Origin of the sequence: Paracoccus niistensis, from assembly GCF_042432925.1 — a bacterium.
GTDB classification, from domain to species: Bacteria; Pseudomonadota; Alphaproteobacteria; order Rhodobacterales; family Rhodobacteraceae; genus Paracoccus; species Paracoccus niistensis.
The window spans coordinates 1-20260 of record NZ_JBHLWE010000016.1 but is presented as its reverse complement, the minus strand read 5'-3'; the positions used below and the strand labels follow the sequence as shown (position 1 = coordinate 20260).

Sequence of the window (20260 nt, the reverse complement as noted above, 5' to 3'; positions counted from 1 at the left end):
CTTTCGCAGCTCTGACAAAAGTATTATTCTGAGGATATAGTCCTTCGAGCGGGAACATGGCCGAAACCTACAAGCTGTACCGGGATAGAAAATCTTCCTGTTGGTCCTATAGCTTCACAGTCGGGAAGAAGCGGGTCCGAAAATCAACGGGAACATCGGACTACAACAATGCCCATGCAATCGCATCCGCTGCATACCAAGCAGCCAAGGATGAGGCCAAAGACCCGCATAGGCTACGCCCCATCACACTCGAAGCTGCACTTGATTTTGTCATCAATCAGCCGGACCTGTCAGAGCATTCACGGATCGCCTACCGTCGCGGCAAGGCAAAGCTAACGGGACAATCCAAGCGGAATCCTAGTGCGTTTGGGTTCGACCCGAAGCGCGAACTCCATACGATCCGAAAATCGGATCTACAGCTGTACCACCGCAAGCGTGAAGAGGAAGGGCTATCCCGCTCTTCGATCACTCTAGAGATATCGTTACTCAAGACTGCCAACAGGAGGCTTCGTGGGGAGTATCTGACAAACCACGATCTTACATATCCTGCTCCTGCCAGCCCAACACGGCACGTTGTCATCACCCCCGAGCAAGAGCGGGCAATACTTGAATACCTTGCGGCCGATCCGTCTCAGCACTCACAAGATGCCCACGCACTGGCAACGCTGCTGTTCACAACTGGCGTTCGGTTGAATGAGGCCTTGACCGCCACTGCGGAACAGTTCGATCTCGACACGGGGACGTTCTGGGTTGTCAGATCCAAGCGCAAGCGGTCGCAGCACCAACAAGCGAAGGTCACCCCCCTGCCCTTGCCAGAGCGGACAATAGCGGTGCTCAAACCTCGCATCGACCGTCAACCAATGTTCGGATCACAACACACGGCAGTGATCCTTCGCAGGGTCATCGGCAAAGTCTGCCACAAACCAGGGCAGAGCCGTCTGGAGCGAGCAACCATCCATAGCATCCGCCATACGGTGGCGACTCGACTGTTGAACGCAGATCGTCCCACGCATGTGATTCAACAGATGTTGGGGCATAGTGACTCGACCATGCTGCGCCGTTACACCTCTACCGACTTGACTCCACATCGGGACGCGCTGTTGGCGGTATTGTCGTAAAAAAGCCATGGCAGAAATTTGTCAGAGTTTACTTGCGGCAAAGATAACAACCTCTGCAACGTGCTGAAATCAAAGGATTCCTTGCCAGTGGTTGTAGGGAGACACAGAATGAAGAATTATCTCATGGCGGGCATCGGCGGCACGCTGGCCGGCATCCTGGTCACGACCCAGTTGGCCGGACCGCTTGTCGCGCAGGAGTCGGGCCGCAACACCTCGGTCTATGAACAGCTCGACCTGTTCGGCAACGTCTTCGAGCGGGTGCAGCAGGACTACGTCGAGCAGGTCGATTCCAAGACCCTGATCGAGGCGGCGATCAACGGGATGCTGACCTCGCTGGACCCCCATTCCTCGTTCCTGTCGGCCAGCGACTACGAGGACATGCAGACCCAGACGCGCGGCAGCTTCGGGGGCCTGGGGATCGAGGTCGGACAGGAGGATGGGCTGGTCAAGGTGATCTCGCCCATGGACGACACGCCCGCCGCCAACGCGGGGATCAAGCCCGGCGACTTCATCACCCATGTGAACGGCGAGTCGCTGATGGGCCTGACGTTGGACGAGTCGGTGGAAAAGATGCGCGGTCCCATCGGATCGGAAGTCACCGTCACCATACTGCGCGAAGGGGAAAGCGAGCCCTTCGACGTCAAGATGACTCGCGAAACGATTCGCCTGACTGTGGTACGCACCCGCGTCGAGGGCAGTGCCGTGGTGCTGCGCGTCGCCACCTTCAACGACGAGACCTATGACACGCTGAAGTCCGAGCTGGCCAAGGCGGTCGAGGAAGCCGGTGGCATCGACAAGGTGACGGGCTTCGTTCTGGACCTGCGCAACAACCCCGGCGGCTTGCTGGACCAGGCGGTGCTGGTCAGCGACGCCTTCCTGGACAAGGGCGAGATCGTGTCCACGCGCGGCCGCCAGCCCGAGGAAAGCGGCCGCTGGAACGCCGAGCCCGGCGACCTGGCGCAGGGCAAGCCGATGGTCGTGCTGATCAACGGAGGCTCCGCCTCGGCGTCCGAGATCGTGACCGGCGCGCTGCAGGACCACCGCCGCGCCATCGTCGTGGGCACCAAGAGCTTCGGCAAGGGCTCGGTCCAGACGGTGATGCCGGTGACCTCGGAAAGCGCGATCCGGCTGACCACGGCACTGTACTACACGCCCTCAGGCCGCTCGATCCAGGCGCTGGGGATCAACCCGGACATCATCGTCCAGCAGCCCCCCGCCCGCCCGGCCGACGAGGAAGAAAAGGCGCCGCGCAGCGCCTCGAACTTCTCGACCTCGGAACGCGACCTTCGGGGCGCGCTGAACAACGACTCGATCTCCGACGAGGAGCGCCGCCAGATCGAGGAGGAGGCCAAGCAGGTCGAGGCCACGGCGAAGCTGCGGGACGAGGATTACCAGCTCGCCTATGCGGTGGACATCCTCAAGGGTCTGGCCGCTGTGGATTTCTCGGCGCGCGAGGTGGCGGACGCCGCGAAGCCCGCCGTGACCGGCGAGGATGCGACCAGCGAAGACGCGCGCGAGGGCGCCGCCCCCGCGACCGACGCGACGCCCGCCGCCGAGGCCGAGCCCGCGGCGGGTGCCCCCAGCCCGACGGCGCGCCCCGCCAACCGTCCGACCCAGCCCTGAGTACCTCATGCAAGTGACGAACGACGCCCCCGCCACGGGGCCCGACGACGCGGTGACCGGACCGGGCGGCCTGCCCTATCGTCCCTGTGCGGGCGTGGTGCTGATCAATGCCGAAGGCCGGGTCTTCGCTGGCCATCGCATCGACAATCCCTCGGACGCCTGGCAGATGCCCCAAGGCGGCATCGACGCGGGCGAGGACCCGCGCGACGCCGCCCTGCGCGAACTGCGCGAGGAAACCGGCATCCCGGCCGAGCTGTGCGAGATCCTGGCCGAAAGCCCCGACTGGCTGCGCTACGACCTGCCGCCCGAGCTTGTCGGCAGGATCTGGCGCGGGCGCTATGGCGGGCAGATCCAGAAGTGGTATCTGGTGCGCTTCAACGGCCGGGACGATCAGGTCGACATCGCGACTGAACATCCCGAGTTCGACGAATGGCGCTGGATGACGCCCGCCGAGATCGCGGAGAAGATCGTTCCCTTCAAGCGCGAGGTTTATGACCGGGTGTTTGCCGCCTTTGCGGACAGGCTCGGCCGCCCCTGAGCCTTCTGCCGGGCGCGCAATGCCTGCGCAGCCCTGCCGAGCTTGTCGGAAAGCAGCATGGAAGATCCCGTCATCCCCTTCGAACTGAAACGGATGTTTCTGGGCGAAGAGCCTCTCCTGTTCTACGCCGAGATCGCGGTCAGGACGCTGATCATCTATGGTTACACGCTGGCGCTGATCCGCTGGATCGGCGGGCGCTCGGTCACGCAGCTGTCGATGGTGGACCTGCTGCTGGTCATCGCGCTCGGCTCGGCGGTGGGGGACGCCACCTTCTACCCCGACGTGCCGATGCTGCAGGCGATGGTGGTCATCACCGTGATCGTCTGCCTGAACAAGCTGATCGACAACCTGATCGAGCGCTATGACACCGCCAAGCGGATGATCGACGGCCGCACCGTCGCCGTGGTCCGCGACGGCCGCATCGACCGCGAGGGACTGATCCTGCGCGACATCAGCGCGCTGGAACTGAAGTCGCTTTTGCGGCTCAAGGGCGTGTCGAACCTGGGCCAGGTCGAGTTCGCCTTTCACGAATCCGGCGGCGGGCTGTCGGTCTTCCACCGCGACACTCCGGTGCCCGGCCTGCCCATCGTCCCGCCGCAGGATGTGGAGCCTCTGGCATCCCTGTCGGACGCGGCGCCCGACACCCAGGCCTGCTGCGTCAACTGCGGCTCGCTGCGTCGGGCAGGGCTGGTGACGCCCGCGACGCGCTGCACCGATTGCGGCCGTGCCGATGGCTGGACCCCTGCCGTGACGCCCCTCGTCATCAGGCCGGCCGCCTGACCTCATCCGGCGCTTGCCAAACGGGCCACGATCCCCCATCCCGCAAGGCAGGCGATCCGAGGGGGCGATGGTGCAACAGGTCTACACACTGCTGGTCCAGGTCGGCCGCAAGGAGGGCGACGGTCTGCCCGAGGGCGCGACGGGCGCGGCGCTGGTCTGCTATGCCGCCGGCCGCGACCAGGACGAAGCCGTGCGCGAGACGGTCGCGATCCTCAAGCAGGCTGATCTCGCGCCGCTCGAGGTGCAGGCCTATGGCACGCTGGACGAACGCCTGGCCCAAGGGCACGAGGTTCCGGACGAGGAACGCGGCCTGATGGACCGCGCTCGGGATGAAAACAGCGTCATCGTGGCCCAGTTCGAGCCCTTCTTCGACGAACCCGACCACGGCTGACCGCCCCGCCTTCGCCTTGTCAGTCCGGCGGTTGCACGGTTAAGATTCCGTGCAACAAGAACGATAACATGACGAGGCAGTGAGTATGAAATCCCCCATGATGCGCCTTGCGCTGTCGGCCGCCGTGATGGCGGCACTAGCCTCCTGCGCGCCGGTCGGCCGCCCGGGCCTTGGCCCGGTCTCCAGCGGCAGCAGCGTGACGCCCGCCCCGATCCCCGCCGCGGACCCCGCGACCGAGGCGAGCTTTCAGCAGTGGGTGCGGAACTTCCGCCCGCGCGCAGTCTCCTCCGGCATCAGCCCGGCCACCTACGACCGCGCCATGTCGATTGCCCGCTACAACCCCGAGGTGATCCGCCTCGACCGCAAGCAGGCCGAGTTCTCGCGCCCCGTCTGGCTTTACCTCGACAGCGCCGTGTCGCCGGAACGCGTCTCGACCGGTCGCCAGATGCTGGCTACGCACGGCCGGACGCTGGCCGCCATCGAGGCCACCTATGGTGTCCCGCGCGAGATCGTGCTGGCCGTCTGGGGGATGGAATCGAATTTCGGCTCGAACCGGGGCCGGATGCAGATCATCCCGTCGCTTGCGACGCTGGCCTATGACGGCCGCCGCTCGCAGATGTTCCAGGAACAGCTGGTCGCAGCGCTGAAGATCCTGCAGGCCGGCGACACCGATCCCGAGCACATGCTGGGCTCTTGGGCGGGGGCGATGGGCCATACCCAGTTCATGCCGACCTCGTATCTCAGCTACGCCGTCGACTTCACCGGCGACGGGCGGCGCGACATCTGGTCGGACGACCCGACCGACTCTCTGGCCTCGACAGCGGCCTACCTGGCGCGCAACGGCTGGAATCGCGGCCAGGCGTGGGTGACCGAAGTCACGCTGCCCGAGGGCTTCACCGCCGTCGGCAAGGGCACGCGGACCAGCACCGGCCAGCTTGCGGCAATGGGCGTGCGCGCGGCAAACGGCCGCGGCCTTCCGGCGGGCACCGGCTCGATCATCCGGCCGGCGGGTGCCCGCGGCCCGGCCTTCCTGATCCTCGACAACTTCCGTTCGATCCTGCGCTACAACAACTCGGATAGCTACGCGCTGGGCGTCAGCTACCTCGCCGAGGCCATTGCCGGCCGTCCCGGCATCCAGGCCGCCTGGCCCCGCTCGGACCGCCCGCTGACCCAAGCCGAACGGACCGAGATCCAGCGCCTGCTGACCGCGCGCGGCTTCTACCGCGACGAGATCGATGGCAAGATCGGCACCGGCACGATGGAAGCGATCTCGGCCTTCCAGCGTTCCATCGGCGTGCCGCCCGACGGCTATGCGACCTCGATCGTCCTGGGGCAGCTGCGCGGGCGCTGAGGCTTCGGACGGAACAGGAAAGGCCCGGCGCGTGAGAGGCGGCCGGGCCTTTTTCGTTGAAGCAACAAGACAGACCGCCGCGATAACGCAACTTGCCGGGTCCGATGGCCCCGACAGCACAACAGCAGCGATGATGGAGGAAACTGCCAAACCTTGCGGCGTCTCACCGTGGAGGCGGGTACCGGAATCGAACCGGTCTTCACGGATTTGCAATCCGCTGCGTAACCTCTCCGCCAACCCGCCTCGGTGAGGTGCAGGACAGATATGCCAAAGCGCTCTGCCCTGCAAGTCGCTGCGTAGCCCCTCGGGCCGGATGAAAATATCCCGGGGGAGCCGCCGAAGGCGGCGGGGGCAGCGCCCCCCTTTCTTATTTCACCCGCGCGTTGCGGTTGCCGATCAGTTTCAGCCGCAGGGCGTTCAGCTTGATGAAGCCCGCCGCGTCCTTCTGGTCATAGGCGCCGGCGTCCTCCTCGAAGGTCACATGCGCCTCGGAATAGAGGCTCATGTCCGACCAGCGGCCGACGCAGGACACCGAGCCCTTGTAGAGCTTCAGCCGCACCGTGCCCGACACGTAGTCCTGTGACTTGTCGATCAGCGCCTGCAGCATCTCGCGTTCGGGGCTGAACCAGAAGCCGTTGTAGATGAGTTCCGCATAGCGCGGCATCAGGCTGTCCTTGAGGTGGCCCGAGCCCGAATCAAGCGTGATCTGCTCGATCCCCCGGTGCGCTTCCAGCAGGACCGTGCCGCCGGGGGTCTCGTAGATACCGCGCGACTTCATGCCGACGAAGCGGTTTTCCACGAAGTCGAGCCGCCCGATCCCGTGCCGCCCGCCATAGTCGTTCAGCGCCGTCAACAGCGTCGCGGGCGACATCGCCTCGCCGTTGATCGCGACTGCGTCGCCACGCTCGAAGGTGACCTCGATGTATTCGGGCTGGTCCGGCGCGTCCTCGGGGCTCACCGTGCGCTGGTAGACGTATTCGGGTGCCTGCTCGGCCGGGTTCTCCAGCGCCTTCCCCTCGGAGGAGGTGTGCAGCAGGTTCGCATCGACCGAGAAGGGGGCCTCGCCGCGCTTGTCCTTAGCGATCGGGATCTGGTTCTTCTCGGCGAACTCGATCAGCTTCGTCCGGCTGGTCAGGTCCCAGATCCGCCAGGGCGCGATCACCTTGATCGAGGGGTCGAGCGCATAGGCCGACAGCTCGAACCGCACCTGGTCGTTGCCCTTGCCGGTTGCGCCATGGGCCACCGCGTCGGCGCCATGCTGCTGCGCCAGTTCGACCAGACGCTTGGCGATCAGCGGACGGGCAATCGAGGTGCCCAGCAGGTACTGCCCTTCATAGACCGCGTTGGCGCGGAACATCGGGAAGACATAGTCGCGCACGAATTCCTCGCGCACGTCCTCGATGTGGATGTTCTCCGGCTTGATGCCCAGAAGCTCGGCCTTGGCCCGCGCGGGCTCCAACTCCTCGCCCTGCCCGAGGTCGGCGGTGAAGGTGATGACCTCGCAGCCGTATTCGGTCTGCAGCCACTTGAGGATGATCGAGGTGTCAAGTCCCCCGGAATAGGCGAGAACGACTTTCTTCGGCGCGTCAGACATCGGGGCCCCTTTATCCAGATTTGCCTGCCGATTATGGCCTTTCCCTCCCTCTCACAAGGGCGCTGGCGCGCAGAGCCGCTGGCATTTCGGCGCATGACGCCCTATCCCTGCGCCATGAGCACCCCCCTTTCCCCCGTCCTTGATGCGGCGGCCGCGCTGCGCGGGCTGTTCGAGCCGACTCCCCTGCTGCGCAACGACCACCTCTCGGCCCGCTACGGTGCCGAGATCTGGCTCAAGCGCGAGGACCTGACGCCGGTGCGCAGCTACAAGCTGCGGGGCGCCTTCAACGCGATGCGTCGGGCGGGTGCTGGCCCAGGGGCGCATTTCGTCTGCGCCAGCGCGGGCAACCACGCGCAGGGGATGGCCTATGCCTGCCGGCATTTCGGCTCGCGCGGCACGATCTTCATGCCGGTGACGACGCCGAAGCAGAAGATCGAGAAGACCCGCACCTTCGGCAACGGCGCGGTCGAGATCGTGCTGACGGGGGACTATTTCGACCAGACCCTGCGCGCCGCGCAGGAGTTCACCCAAGCGCAGGGCGCGACCTTTCTGTCGCCCTTCGACGACACCCATGTGATCGAAGGGCAGGCCACGGTTGCCACCGAGATCCTGGACCAGATGGAGGGCGCGCCCGACCTGGTCGTGCTGCCGGTTGGCGGCGGCGGGCTTGCGGCGGGGGTCAGCGGCGTACTGGCCGAAGCCGCGCCCGGGACGCGCCTTGCCTTTGTGGAGCCGGGCGGCGGCGCGAGCCTGCGCGCCGCGCTCGAGGCCGGGCACCCGGTCACCCTGCCCAGGATCGAGACCTTCGTGGACGGCGCGGCCGTCGCGCGGATCGGCGAGCTGCCCTTTGCACGGCTGTCGTGCTTTGCGTCTTCGGACGTGGTGATCGCCCCCGAGGACCGCATCTGCGCCACCATGATCGAGATGCTGAACGTCGAAGGGATCGTGCTGGAACCGGCAGGCGCCTTGGCGGTGGACGCGTTGCGTGACCTCGGCGAGGCGGGCGCGCTGGAAGGCAAGCGGGTCGTCTGCATCTGCTCGGGCGGCAACTTCGACTTCGAGCGCCTGCCCGAGGTGCGCGAACGGGCGCAGCGCTGGGCGGGGCTGAAGAAATACTTCATCCTGCGGCTGGCACAGCGCCCCGGCGCCCTGCGCGAGTTCCTGAACCTGCTCGGCCCCGAGGACGACATCGCGCGCTTCGAATATCTCAAGAAATCGGCGCGCAACTTCGGCTCGGTCCTGATCGGGATCGAGACAACCAGCCCCGCGAATCTCGAGGCCCTGTCTGAGCGGCTGGCCGCGCAGGGCTTCGACTGGCGCGACATCACCGGCGATCCTGTCCTGTCCGAGTTCCTGATCTGAGCTCCCCGGGCCACGTCGCCCTTTCGATGCCTTCAGAAATGACGGCCACGCGCTGGCGGTCGATCATTCGGTCTCCTTCGGCTGACCTGGGCCGTTCGTAACACCAATCCCTTGAGGAATCATGAACGGCCGCGCTTAACCTGCCGTTCACTCCGGCGCGCTAGCCTTGGCGCATGAGACAGCCGAATCGCTCTCCGTCTTCCTCGACACCCGCCCGGGCGGCCGGTCACCGGGCCCGGCGCCTGGTGCTGCTGGCGGATGGCAGCCGGGCGCACCGACGGATGCTGTCGATCCAGCTGGAACGCGCGGGCTACCGGGTGGTCGAGGCGGCGGATGGCGCAACCGCGCTGAAGATCTGCCGTGAGCAGCATCCCGACCTGATCCTGTCCGACTCGCTGCTGATGAATCTCTCAGGGCTCGAACTCTGCCGCGCCCATCGGAACATGGTGCGGCAGGGCTATGGCTACTTCATCCTGCTGACCTCCAGCACCGAGCGCGCCGACATCGCTGTGGCCTTGGGCGCCGGGGCGGACGACTTCCTGGTCAAGCCGATCTCCAGTGCCGAACTGCTGGCCCGCATCCGTGCGGCGGAACGCGTGCTGGACATGCACGACGACCTCACCGCCGCGAACCGGGAACTGCAGAGCGCGCTGGAACAGCTGAACGAGGCGCAGGAACAGATGACGGCCGAGTTGCGCGAAGCGCGCAAGCTGCAACAGGCGATGATCCGGGAACGCCAGCGCAGCTTCGGCCCCTTCCGTTTCTCGCTGCTGATGCGCCCGGCAGGGATGATCGGCGGGGATTTCGTGGGCTTCCACCCGCTCGACGACCAGGCGGTCGGCCTGCATGCCGTGGATGTCTCGGGGCACGGCGTCGCCTCGGCGCTGCTGACGGCGCGGCTGGCGGCGCAGATCGACGGTCTGGCGCAGGATCGCAACCTGTCGCCCGCGGGACTCGTCTCGGCGCTGAACGACATGATGCTGGATGGCCCCCTGACGGATGCCTACCTGACGATGATCTATGCCCGGCTGGATCTGCAGGCGCACCGCCTGCGGCTGGTTCAGGCGGGGCACCCCCATCCCTTCCTGCAGCGCGCCGACGGCCGGATCGAACGGGTCGGCCGGGGCGGGCTGCCCGTCGGCGTGCTCGAGGACGCGCGCTACGACGAGATCGAGGTCGTGCTCGAGGCTGGTGACCGGATGCTGATCGTGTCGGACGGCATCACCGATGCGGCTGGCGCGCGTGGCGAGTTGCTGGGAGAGGAGGGTCTGCGCGCGATCCTGCAACTGAACGCGCCCCTGACAGGGCACGCGCTGCTGGAATCCATGTGCTGGTCGGTCGCGGCCTTCGCCAGCGGCGAACGCGCGGACGACCTCTCCGCCGTGCTGATCGAGCATCTTCCGCCCGCGCCGGTGCTGCCGGGTCCGGGCGGCGGGCCGGGATGATCCCGGCCCGCCCGCGCCTTCTCAGATGATCAGGACCTGCGTCCCGACCTTGGTCATGGCATAAAGCTGCTGGATATGTTCGTTGTAAAGCCCGATGCAGCCGTTCGAGGACTTGCGCCCGATCTTGCGCGTGTCATGGGTGCCGTGGATGCGGTAATACTGCCAGCTCAGCCACAGCGCATGGGTGCCCAGCGGGTTGTCCGGACCCGGCGGCACGAAGTCGGGCCAATCCGGGTTGCGCTTCTTCATCTCGGGGGTGGGCGCCCAAGACGGGCCCTCGACCTTCTTGATGATCTCGGTGCGGCCGCGGCGTGTCAGGTCCTCGCTGACCGGGATCGAGGTCGGGTAAAGACGGAACTCGCCGTCCTCGGACCAGTAGCTCAAGGCGCGCGAGGTCAGGTCAACAAGGATGGCGCCGTTCGTCAGGTTGCTGAAATAAGGCTGCCAGTCGTGCATCCGGAAGCTGGACACGTTGCGGCGGTTGTCCTGCCCGGCGTCATACTGGACGACGCCCGCGTCGGGGGTCGCCCCCGCGCCGGGTGCGCCCTGCAGCGCCTGCCCCGTATAGGGGTCAACCGCCTGCGCAAGGGCCGGGGCCGCCAAGCTTATGGCGCCCAGCGCGAGCGAGGTGGCAAGGAAGGACCGCCGGTCAACGGCGGACGGCTTGATCGCGGGCATCTTGTTCTCCTGTCGGCCTGAGCCCCTGCGGGCTCGTGCGGCAGCGCCTTGCTTGTGGGCCCAGCACATATCGGTGACCGGGTCGAGTTCAACTCACAGCGGCGTCAGCAGTTCGCCTTTCCCGGCAAATGCGGTCTCGCCGCAACAGATGCGGTGTCCGAGGAGCCGGAAACGCAATGATCCGGCAGAGAAAGGAGCGCTCAAGAGGCTGACGCAAGATGGCGGGGAGGGGAGGAATGCATCCATGATGTGCTGGACGGGCAGTCCTCCCTCCTTTCCTTCCCAACACCCTGACGCGCCCTCTCACAGTGAGTGGCGCAGCGCTTTGCGTCAGCGCGAGAGGCATGGGCCTCGTTGGAGGCCAGGAGCCCATGCCAGCCATTCACAAGATTCCGCTCCTGTTTCGATGAAAGGGCAGTTCTTCCGACAAGCCCTGTCCCGCTTGCCCGGCGCTGCGTGCTGGTGCAGTCAGCGCACAACATGCCTTGCAGGGTTACTCCTGCAAGGGACCTGCCCTTGCCCTCACCTGTCGGCGATCCGGACGGAAGCTGCTGCCGAGGGTCGTTGCCCTCAACTGCGCCCGTCCAGGCGCACAAAGTCGCGCAGGCTGCCCTGGCCCGGCTCGATCTCGGCCCAACTGTCGGCCTGAAAGTCCACGACCAGCGTCGCGGCCGTTGGATAGCTGCGGAACTGCGGATCGAGCGGCGGGCGAGCCGGCAGCATGGCGGCGAAAGCCGCGATGCCGGGGTTGTGGCCGATCATCATCACCGTGGGCACGGTCGCGGTTCTCAGGACCTGCAGCATCGTCTCGGGTGCGGCCTGGTAAAGCGCAGGCTCGATCCGCAGGTCGGGCCGCGTCTCGAAGACGGCCTGGGCCACGCAGTCCCAGGTCTGGCGCGTCCGCAGCGCAGAGGAGCACAACACCTCCTCGGGGTCATAGCCGCGGCTGGCCAGCCAGTCCCCCAGCGCCCGCGCGGACCGCCGGCCCCGCCCGTTCAGCGGGCGATCGTGATCGGGCAGCGTCGGGTCATCCCAGTCGGATTTCGCATGGCGTGTCAGGATCAGGCGGCAATGTCCCAGCGGTGTCATCCTGACCCTTTCCCTTGGTTCCCGAATCAGAGTGCCACCCGCGACCGCCAGCCGCAAGCGGCTCGCCAGCAGCTCGGCGGCCCGTCGTCAAAGCCCGCTTCCGCCCTGGCGCAGCCCGTGCGGCTTGACCGAGGGCTCGGTCGAACGGATCAGGCTGCCCGCGCCCTGCTCGGTGAACAGTTCGAGCAGCGCGGCATGGGGCACCCGACCGTCCAGGATCACGACGGCGCGCACTCCCTCCTCCAGCGCGGTCAGCGCGGTTTCGGTCTTGGGGATCATGCCGCCCGCGATGGTGCCGTCGGCGATCATGGCGCGCACCTGATCGGGGTGGATCTGGGTCATCACCTGCCCCTGCCCGTTCTTGACCCCCGCCACGTCCGTCAGCAGCAGCAGCCGGTCGGCCTTCAGCGCCCCGGCGATCGCGCCCGCCGCGGTGTCGCCGTTCACGTTGAAGGTCTCGTTATCGGCCATGCCAGTCGCGACCGGCGCGATCACAGGGATCAGCCCGGCGTTGTAAAGGTCGCGGATGATCTGCACGTTCATCTCGATCGGGCGGCCGACGAAGCCGAGTTCCGGGTCGTCAGCCTCGCAGACCATCAGGTCGTCATCCTTGCCGGAGATGCCGATGGCGCGACCGCCCGCATCGTTGATTGCCTGCACGATGCGCTTGTTAACCAGGCCCGACAGGACCATCTCGACCACCTGCACCGCCTCGGGCGTGGTGACGCGCTTGCCACGCACAAAGCGGCTTTCGATCCCCAGCCGGTCCAGCAGGTCGTTGATCATCGGCCCGCCTCCGTGGACGACAACCGGGTGAATGCCCACCTGCTTCATCAGCACGATGTCGCGGGCGAACTCGGCCATCGCGTCGTTGTCGCCCATGGCATTGCCGCCGAACTTCACGACGACGACGGCACCCGCATAGCGCTGCATGTAGGGCAGCGCTTCGGACAGGGTGCGTGCGGTGGTGACGAAGTCGCGGTCCATGCTTTGCGGTCTCATGTGGTGTCCCCGTGGATGGGCAAGGCTAGGCCGTGCGGGAAGCAAGGTCCAGACCGCCGCCCTCAGAGGATGAAGTCCTTTTCGGAGATCGCCTGCACACCTTCGAGCAGGATCACCACATCTGCCAGGCGGTTGCCATCCAGGTCCGCCTCGATCCGCAGCACGCCGCCTTGGGCGGACCAGCGCAGTTCGGGCCGGTTGCCGGTGAAGGTCCCCTCCCCCACGAACGCCAGGTCCAGCGACGACAGGTCGATCCGGTCCTGCCCCGCCGAGAAGTCGGTGATCACGTCAGGGGCCAGCGCATCCGACCCCGAGGGCGCGAAGACGAAGACATCCGCCCCCGCGCCCCCGGTCAGCCTGTCGGTCCCCGTGCCGCCGCTGAGCAGGTCGTCGCCGCCCGCGCCAAACAGCTCGTCATCGTCCCAGCTGCCATCGAGCGTGTCATTTCCCGCCCCGCCCAGCAGAAGATCGGCCCCGCCTTCCCCCAGCATCATGTCGTTACCCCCGTCGCCCGCTAGCGTGTCCGCCCCGGTGCCGCCCAGCAGGCGGTCGTCGCCCTCGCCTGCATAAATCCGGTCGTTCCCCTCGGCTCCGCGCATGGTGTCGTTGCCGCGCCCGCCCAGCAGCAGGTCGTTGCCCTTGTTTCCGATCAGGACGTCATTGCCGTCGTTGCCCGCCAACCGGTCGTCGTCATCGCCGCCATGGATCGCGTCGCTGCCTGCACCGCCATACAGCAGGTCGCGCCCCGGCCCGCCGATGATCAGGTCTTCTCCATCTTCGCCCAGAATGGTGTCGTCACCGTCGCCACTGTTGATCCGGTCGTTGCCACCCCCGCCCGCGACCAGGTCGGCCCCGGCGCCCGGGCGCATGGTGTCGTGCCCCGAGCCGCCGAACATCCGGTCGCGCCCCGCGCCACCGAACATCATGTTGTTGCCCGCATGGTCGCGGAAGAGGTTGTCCCCCGACAGGTCCAGCATGAGATCGTCGCCCAGGCCGCCGACCATCCGGTCATCGCCCCCCATGCCGAACAGCCTGTCGTTGCCGTCGTCGCCCGACAGATAGTCTGCGCCCGAGCCCGCGTTGATGCGGTCGTCGCCCGCCCCGCCGTAGATGCGGTCGTTGCCGCCCTGCCCGGCGACGCGGTCGTCTCCTCCCTCGCCCAGAACAAGGTCGTGGCCCTCGCCCGCCAGGATCAGGTCGTCCATCCCGCCGCTGCGGATCGTGTCATTGCCCGCCCCTCCCCAGATGGTGTCGTCCCCGTCGCGTGTGACAATGCTGTCATGGCCGGTCCCGCCGTCGGCAAAGTCTTCAAGATCGCTGCCGAAGATGGTGTCGTTTCCATTATAGCCATGAACCGCCGAGCCGCCGCGCGCCGCGCTCAGCACCTCGGCGCGCGAGGTGCCCAGGATGGTCGAGCGCACGTCGGGCGGCTGGTAATGCGCGATGGGAAACAGGGAATTGTCGAAGTCCGCGCTGCTCAGCGTGCGGCCGTCGCGGCTGCGGACCTCGATCATCGTGTCGCCGAAGCGGATGCGGACGCCCCATTCCTGCGGGATGAAGCGCAGCTGCTCGACCGAACGCACCATTCCCAGCATGGACAGGTCGATCCGGTCGACCCCGGGCTGGAAGTCGCGGATGGTGACACGCCCCGAGACCGGCAGCGGCACGAAAAGGTCCGCCCCCGCGCCCCCGTAAAGGTCGATCGAGCGCGAGCCTGCGATCAGGATGTCGTCGCCCGCGCCCCCCTCGATTCGGGTGGTGTTCCGCCCGCCCTGGATCAGGTCGCCCGCATCGGTGCCGAAATGGGCGCCGTCGGCCACGTGGCGGGTCTGGCCGATCCGGCCGGGGTCGATCACGAACTGGCTGACCCCGGATTCGGTCGCCGAGCCCGCGAAGACGACGATCTTTCCGCCGATCACGCGGATGGCCAGCGAGGACACGTCCGTCAGCGTTGAAAGGCTATCGTCGGCGATGGTGTCCAGGTGGATCAGCCGCCCGTCCGGCGTGATGGTGAACAGGCTCAGCCCGTCGTCGGCGCCCCCCACCACCACAAAAGCGCGGCCGTCGATCGTCACGGCCTCCATCACCGTGGCGGACTGGAAGCGTGTCGTGCGTTCGTCGATGACATGGCCCACCGGGACCAGCCCGCCGCCGGGCAGGATGCGCACCGTCGTCAGGGATGAGCTGTAGGCCGAGCTGACGACCAGGAAATGCCGCCCCTCGACCTCGACCGCCGCGATGTCGCGGGGGCCGTTGAAACCCGTGCCGCGGGTCGTGCCCACGAACTCGCCCGCATCCAGCCGCCCGTCGGGCAGCACCTTGTGCGCCGCGATGAAGTTGCCGCGGGTCGAGGCGGAGACGATCAGGTCCACGCCCCCGATCCGCAGCGGCACCAGGGCATCGATCTGGGCGTCGACGGGCATCCGGGGCGGCGCGGCGGTCGTGCCTGCCAGCAGGATGCGCCCGTCACCCCCTTGCCGCCACAGGGTGAAAACGGCCTGATCGTGGCGCGCGGCATAGATCATCGCCTGCCCGCTGGCGATGGTGAAGCTGCCCGCCTGCAGCAGGTCCAGTGGCAGGGCCGCGCGTGTCAGCTCCGCATCCACTGCGCCCTGCTTGCCTTCGGGGCCAAGCTGGCGCACCCAGTCCGCGCCGCCCGCCATCCCGGTGGCCAGAAGCGACACACCGCCTGGGCGGTCGAGCAGGATCGCCTGCGGCTCGGCCAGATGGGTCAGCGCCTTCGGATAGTCATAGCTGGCGACCGGGCGGGCCTTCTGGTCGGCCGCCGCCACGCCCCAGACCGACAGCCCGCCCCCTGCATGGGTCGCGCCCACCAGCACGATGCGATCCCCCACCTGCCCCAGGGTCAGGTCCGTCAGGCTTCGGACGAAGCCCTGCGTGATCGTCGTGACATACCGGAACTCGACCATCTGCCCTGCCGATCACTGTGGTGAAGCCAGCGGTCAGCCTGCGGCGGATCCCTTAAGAAGGGGTGAGAAAAGGGCGCCCTCGAGGCGGCTCTTTCCCTTGCATTTTAGCCATCGCCGCGACGGTAGGGGCCGAAGGCGGCGGTCTCGGCCATGTCGTCGCCGACGGCCTCGGCTTCCTGTGCGAGGTATCCCTGCAGCGCCCGGCGGAAGCCCGCGTCCGAGACCCAGTGGATCGAATGAGTCTCGGCGGGCATGTAGCCGCGGGCCAGCTTGTGCTCGCCTTGGGCGCCCGCCTCGACGCGGGACAGGCGGTGCTCGATCGCCCAGTCGATGGCGCGGTGATAGCACAGCTCGAAATGCAGGAAGGGGTGGTCCTCGGTGCAGCCCCAATAGCGGCCGTAAAGCGTGTCGCGCCCGATCAGGTTCAGCGCGCCCGCCACGGGGCGGCCGTCACGCTCAGCCAGGAACAGCAGGCAGTCATCCCTCATCGTCTGGTGCAGCAGGTCGAAGAAGGCCCGCGTCAGGTAGGGCCGCCCCCATTTCCGCCCGCCGGTGTCCTGGTAGAAGGTCCACATGGCGTCCCAGTGTTCGGGCTGCAGATCGTCGCCCGTCAGCGCGACGATCCGCCCGCCAAAGGCGTTGGCGCGCTCGCGTTCCTTGCGCAGCGCCTTGCGCTTGCGGCTGGACAGGGCAGCCAGAAAATCCTCGTAGCTGCCGTAGCCCGCGTTCTGCCAGTGATACTGCGTCGTCGTGCGGCCCAGCCAGCCCTGCGCCTCGCCCAAGGCCCGCTCGGCCTCGGTGCAGAAGGTGACATGGGCCGAGGACAGGTCCGCCCGGCCCGCGATCTGCGTCATCGCCGCCAGCAGCGCCGCCTGCACCTGCGGGTCGTCTGCGATCAGCCGCGGCCCGGTGGCGGGGGTGAAGGGCACGGCGCATTGCAGCTTGGGATAATACTGCCCGCCCGCGCGCCGCCAGGCATCCGCCCATGCGTGATCGAAGATGTACTCGCCTTGGCTGTGGGTCTTGAGATAGAGCGGCGCGACACCCATCACCTTGTCCCCGCTGCGCGCCACCAGATGCGAAGGATGCCAGCCCGTCCCCTTCCCGACCGATTTCGACTGCTCAAGCGCCAGCAGGAAGCGGTGCGTGGTGAAGGGATCGCCGCCGGAACCGCAGGCGTCCCACGCGGCGGCGTCCAGCGCGTCCACGCCGTGCAGGATGGAAACGGTCAGTTCGGCCATGGCAGGGAAGATAACCCGCCCCGGTCCGGTTTCAACGCTGCCGGCGCGCCATGAAGGCCAGACGCTCGAACAGGGCCACGTCCTGCTCGTTCTTCAGCAGCGCGCCATGCAGCTTGGGCAGCATCTCGTTCGGGGCGCGCTTGAGGTCCTCGGGCGAGAGGTCCTCGGCCAGGATCAGCTTGAGCCAGTCGAGGAACTCGCTGGTCGAGGGCTTCTTCTTCAGCCCCGGCGCCTCGCGCAGTTCGAAGAACTGGGTCAGCGCCTCGTCCAGCAGGCGCTGCTTGAGGCCGGGATAGTGGACGGCCACGATCTGCTTCAGCGTCTCGGCATCGGGGAAGCGGATGTAATGGAAGAAGCAGCGGCGCAGGAAGGCGTCGGGCAGCTCTTTTTCATTGTTCGAGGTGATGATGACGATGGGCCGGTGGCGGGCCAGGACCGTCTCGCCGGTCTCGTAGACGTGGAACTCCATCCGGTCGAGTTCCTGCAGCAGGTCGTTCGGGAACTCGATGTCGGCCTTGTCGATCTCGTCGATCAGCAGGACGACCTTGCCCGACGCCTCGAACGCCTGCCACAGCTTGCCGCGGCGGATGTAGTTGGACACGTCATGCACCCGCTCGTCGCCCAGCTGGCTGTCGCGCAACCGGCTGACGGCGTCGTATTCGTAAAGCCCCTGCTGGGCCTTGGTGGTGGACTTCACGTTCCATTCGATGATCGGCAGCCCCAAAGATGCCGCCACCTGCCGGGCAAGCTCGGTCTTGCCGGTCCCCGGCTCTCCCTTGACCAGCAGCGGGCGTTCCAGCGTCACAGCGGCGTTCACGGCCAGCGCCAGGTCGGGCGGCGCCACGTAGCTTTCGGTCGAACGGAACTGCATGGATCGGTCCTTCTGACAGGCAGGCTGAGGGGCAGACAGGCCTGCGGACACTAGGCCGCAGGTCGCGCACGGGCAAGTTTTGCCCCCGCGTCACGCGACTATTTCCTTCCCCCGGCTCATCCTTTAAGGGGACGCCCAAAGGACCGGGCCGCGGACCTGCGCCCGGCTCCGCCGGAGGAGCCATGAAGCGCCAGACATTCCTTCCTGATGAATACCGTCCCGCCGAGGACGAACCTTTCATGAACGAACGCCAGCTCGAATACTTCCGCCGGAAGCTGCTGGCCTGGAAGCAGGAGCTTCTGGAACAATCCGCCGAGACGCTGGAAGGGATGAAGGACAGCGCCCGCAACGTCCCCGACATCGCCGACCGTGCGTCCGAGGAAACCGACCGCGCCATCGAGCTGCGCACCCGCGACCGCCAGCGCAAGCTGGTCAGCAAGATCGACGCCGCCCTGCGCCGCATCGAGACGGGCGAGTTCGGCTATTGCGAGATGACGGGCGAGCCGATCAGCCTCAAGCGCCTGGACGCGCGTCCCATCGCCACCATGACGCTGGAAGCGCAGGAACGGCACGAGCGGCGCGAACGGGTGCACCGGGACGACTGACCGCATCGCCATCCGGCCGCCTGCGCCTTACGGCTTGCTGCGGAACAGGAGGACGAGCATGGCGGATCAGGATCACGGGGCGCTGGCGGGACGAGAGGCGACCGTCATCGGCGGCGGCATCGGCGGCCTGACCGCTGCCTTGGCGCTGGCTCGGCGCGGCGCCCGCGTCACCGTTCATGAACGCGCCGGCGCCTACCGCGAGGTCGGCGCCGGCATCCAGGTCAGCCCCAACGCGGGCCGCGTTCTGGATGCGCTGGGCCTGCGCGATGCCTTCCATGCCGCCTCAGCCCCTTCGCTTGGCGTCGAGCTGCGCGACGCCAGAGGCGCCCTCGTCCTGGCAATGGACTTCACCCGCGCCCGTCCGCAGGCGAGCTTCCGCACTGTCCACCGGGCCCGGCTGCTGCAGGTGCTGGAGGAAGCCGCGCGTGCGGCCGGCGTCGAGATCCGCCTCGATTCGCCTGTCGGGACGCTGCCCGAAGCGCCCCTGCTGATCGGCGCGGACGGGCTGCACAGTCGCGTCCGCCTGGCGCTGAACGGACCCGAGACGCCCTTCTTCACCGGCCAGACTGCATGGCGGGCAATCATCCCGGCAGAAGACCATGCCCGCCGCGTGTCGCAGGTCTTCATGGGGCCGGGCCGGCATCTGGTCAGCTACCCGCTGGGCTTCGGCCAGCGCAACATCGTCGCCGTGATCGAGCGGGACGCCTGGACCGCCGAAAGCTGGTCGCAGACCGACGACCCGCAGAACCTTCACCGCGCCTTCGCGGGCTTCGGCGGGCCGGTGCCGGGATGGCTGGCGCAGGTCACGGAAACCGGCCTCTGGGGCCTGTTCCGGCACGAGGTGGCGGCCCGCTGGCAGGATGGCACCCGCGCGATCCTTGGGGACGCGGCCCATCCCACCCTGCCCTTCCTCGCCCAGGGCGCCTGCATGGCGATCGAGGATGCCTGGGCGCTGGCCGCCTGCCTTGACGCGGACGCCGACCAGCCCCGCGCGATGGCCCGCTACCAAGCGCTGCGCCGCGACCGCTGCGCCCGCATCGTCGGGGCAGCCACGGCGAACGCACGCAACTACCACCTTTCAGGGCCGAAACGCTTGGCCGGGCACACGGCGCTGAGACTGGCAAACCGCCTCGCCCCCCGCGCGGTGTTCGAGCGCTTTGCCTGGGTCTATGACCACGACCCGACTGTCACGGCCTGACTGGCAGGGTTCTTCTTCGTCCAAATATCCCGCGGGATTGTCGTATACGACAATGGGGGCGCGAAGCCCCCGGTCCCGCATTTCCGCTCGCTCAAGCGGCGGCCTTCTCGACCGCCGCGACGATGCCGTCCACGACCTCGCGCAGGACCGCCTCGTCCTCCGCTTCGGCCATGACGCGGATCAGGGGCTCGGTGCCCGACTTGCGGATCAGGACCCGGCCCGATTGCGCCAGACGCGCCTCGGCCGCGGCGATCTCGGCGCGCACGGCCTCGGCCGACAGGGGATCCGCCCCGGCCTTGTAGCGCACGTTCTTCAGCATCTGCGGCACGGGCGTGAACTGGCGCACGAGCTCGCTGGCCCGTCGCCCGCTATCGGCAAGAGCCGCCAGGAACTGCAGCCCGGCGATCAGACCGTCGCCGGTGGTGGCATAGTCGGTCATCACGA

17 protein-coding genes, 1 tRNA gene and 1 pseudogene are annotated in these 20260 nt (G+C 67.3%); 10 read left to right on the top strand and 9 right to left on the bottom strand.

Annotated elements, in window-relative coordinates; genetic code table 11:
- Positions 1–56: 56 nt before the first annotated feature.
- From ACFFII_RS04140 to ACFFII_RS04115, 6 genes are all read left to right on the top strand, one after another.
- Positions 57–1118: a tyrosine-type recombinase/integrase gene (locus ACFFII_RS04140; protein ID WP_377697637.1), complete on the top strand. Its 1062-nt coding sequence runs from the start codon at positions 57–59 to the stop codon at positions 1116–1118.
- Positions 1119–1226: 108 nt separating this feature from the next.
- Complete coding sequence (locus ACFFII_RS04135; RefSeq protein WP_377697636.1) at positions 1227–2741, top strand: S41 family peptidase; 1515 nt, start codon at positions 1227–1229, stop codon at positions 2739–2741.
- A gap of 7 nt (positions 2742–2748) precedes the next feature.
- Positions 2749–3279 carry an RNA pyrophosphohydrolase gene (locus ACFFII_RS04130; RefSeq protein ID WP_377697635.1) on the top strand — a complete coding sequence of 177 codons (531 nt, stop codon included), beginning with the start codon at positions 2749–2751 and terminating at the stop codon, positions 3277–3279.
- A 57-nt stretch (positions 3280–3336) separates the two neighbouring features.
- A complete protein-coding gene (locus ACFFII_RS04125; RefSeq protein WP_377697634.1) occupies positions 3337–4059 on the top strand; it encodes a DUF421 domain-containing protein in 723 nt (240 codons plus the stop codon).
- A 67-nt stretch (positions 4060–4126) separates the two neighbouring features.
- Positions 4127–4450: a DUF8846 family protein gene (locus ACFFII_RS04120; RefSeq protein ID WP_377697633.1), complete on the top strand. Its 324-nt coding sequence runs from the start codon at positions 4127–4129 to the stop codon at positions 4448–4450.
- 85 nt (positions 4451–4535) lie between these two features.
- On the top strand, positions 4536–5801 hold the full coding sequence (locus tag ACFFII_RS04115) for a lytic murein transglycosylase (RefSeq protein WP_377697632.1): 1266 nt from the start codon (positions 4536–4538) through the stop codon (positions 5799–5801).
- A gap of 169 nt (positions 5802–5970) precedes the next feature.
- Here ACFFII_RS04115 and ACFFII_RS04110 read toward each other — a convergent pair.
- Positions 5971–6044 (bottom strand) — tRNA-Cys (locus tag ACFFII_RS04110).
- Positions 6045–6168: 124 nt separating this feature from the next.
- Positions 6169–7395, bottom strand: coding sequence for an argininosuccinate synthase (locus ACFFII_RS04105; protein WP_377697631.1), 1227 nt, complete (start codon positions 7393–7395; stop codon positions 6169–6171).
- A gap of 114 nt (positions 7396–7509) precedes the next feature.
- Here ACFFII_RS04105 and ilvA point away from each other — a divergent pair, with 114 nt between their 5' ends.
- Complete coding sequence (gene ilvA / locus ACFFII_RS04100) at positions 7510–8757, top strand: threonine ammonia-lyase IlvA (protein ID WP_377697630.1); 1248 nt, start codon at positions 7510–7512, stop codon at positions 8755–8757.
- A 173-nt stretch (positions 8758–8930) separates the two neighbouring features.
- Positions 8931–10202, top strand: coding sequence for a PP2C family protein-serine/threonine phosphatase (locus tag ACFFII_RS04095; protein WP_377697629.1), 1272 nt, complete (start codon positions 8931–8933; stop codon positions 10200–10202).
- Between the two features lie 21 nt (positions 10203–10223).
- Here ACFFII_RS04095 and ACFFII_RS04090 read toward each other — a convergent pair whose 3' ends face one another.
- From ACFFII_RS04090 to ACFFII_RS04065, 6 genes are all read right to left on the bottom strand, one after another.
- Positions 10224–10880 carry a L,D-transpeptidase gene (locus ACFFII_RS04090; protein WP_377697628.1) on the bottom strand — a complete coding sequence of 219 codons (657 nt, stop codon included), beginning with the start codon at positions 10878–10880 and terminating at the stop codon, positions 10224–10226.
- A gap of 570 nt (positions 10881–11450) precedes the next feature.
- The gene (locus tag ACFFII_RS04085) at positions 11451–11969 is read right to left on the bottom strand and encodes a SixA phosphatase family protein (protein ID WP_377697626.1); all 519 of its coding nucleotides are present in this window, start codon (positions 11967–11969) and stop codon (positions 11451–11453) included.
- An 87-nt stretch (positions 11970–12056) separates the two neighbouring features.
- The gene (gene argB, locus ACFFII_RS04080; protein ID WP_377697652.1) at positions 12057–12956 is read right to left on the bottom strand and encodes an acetylglutamate kinase; all 900 of its coding nucleotides are present in this window, start codon (positions 12954–12956) and stop codon (positions 12057–12059) included.
- A 77-nt stretch (positions 12957–13033) separates the two neighbouring features.
- Entirely contained in the window at positions 13034–15901 is a 2868-nt protein-coding gene (locus tag ACFFII_RS04075) for a calcium-binding protein (protein WP_377697625.1), read from the bottom strand.
- Between the two features lie 104 nt (positions 15902–16005).
- The gene (locus tag ACFFII_RS04070; protein WP_377697624.1) at positions 16006–17142 is read right to left on the bottom strand and encodes a GNAT family N-acetyltransferase; all 1137 of its coding nucleotides are present in this window, start codon (positions 17140–17142) and stop codon (positions 16006–16008) included.
- Between the two features lie 31 nt (positions 17143–17173).
- Positions 17174–18013, bottom strand: a complete 840-nt coding sequence (locus ACFFII_RS04065; protein ID WP_377697623.1) for an AAA family ATPase — start codon at positions 18011–18013, stop codon at positions 17174–17176.
- A 182-nt stretch (positions 18014–18195) separates the two neighbouring features.
- Here ACFFII_RS04065 and dksA point away from each other — a divergent pair, with 182 nt between their 5' ends.
- Positions 18196–18618, top strand: a complete 423-nt coding sequence (gene dksA, locus ACFFII_RS04060; RefSeq protein WP_377697622.1) for an RNA polymerase-binding protein DksA — start codon at positions 18196–18198, stop codon at positions 18616–18618.
- 58 nt (positions 18619–18676) lie between these two features.
- A complete protein-coding gene (locus tag ACFFII_RS04055; RefSeq protein ID WP_377697621.1) occupies positions 18677–19816 on the top strand; it encodes an FAD-dependent monooxygenase in 1140 nt (379 codons plus the stop codon).
- Between the two features lie 91 nt (positions 19817–19907).
- Here the strand turns inward: ACFFII_RS04055 and ACFFII_RS04050 are convergent.
- Positions 19908–20260 (bottom strand): annotated as a pseudogene (locus ACFFII_RS04050) (phosphoglucosamine mutase); the annotation flags it as partial.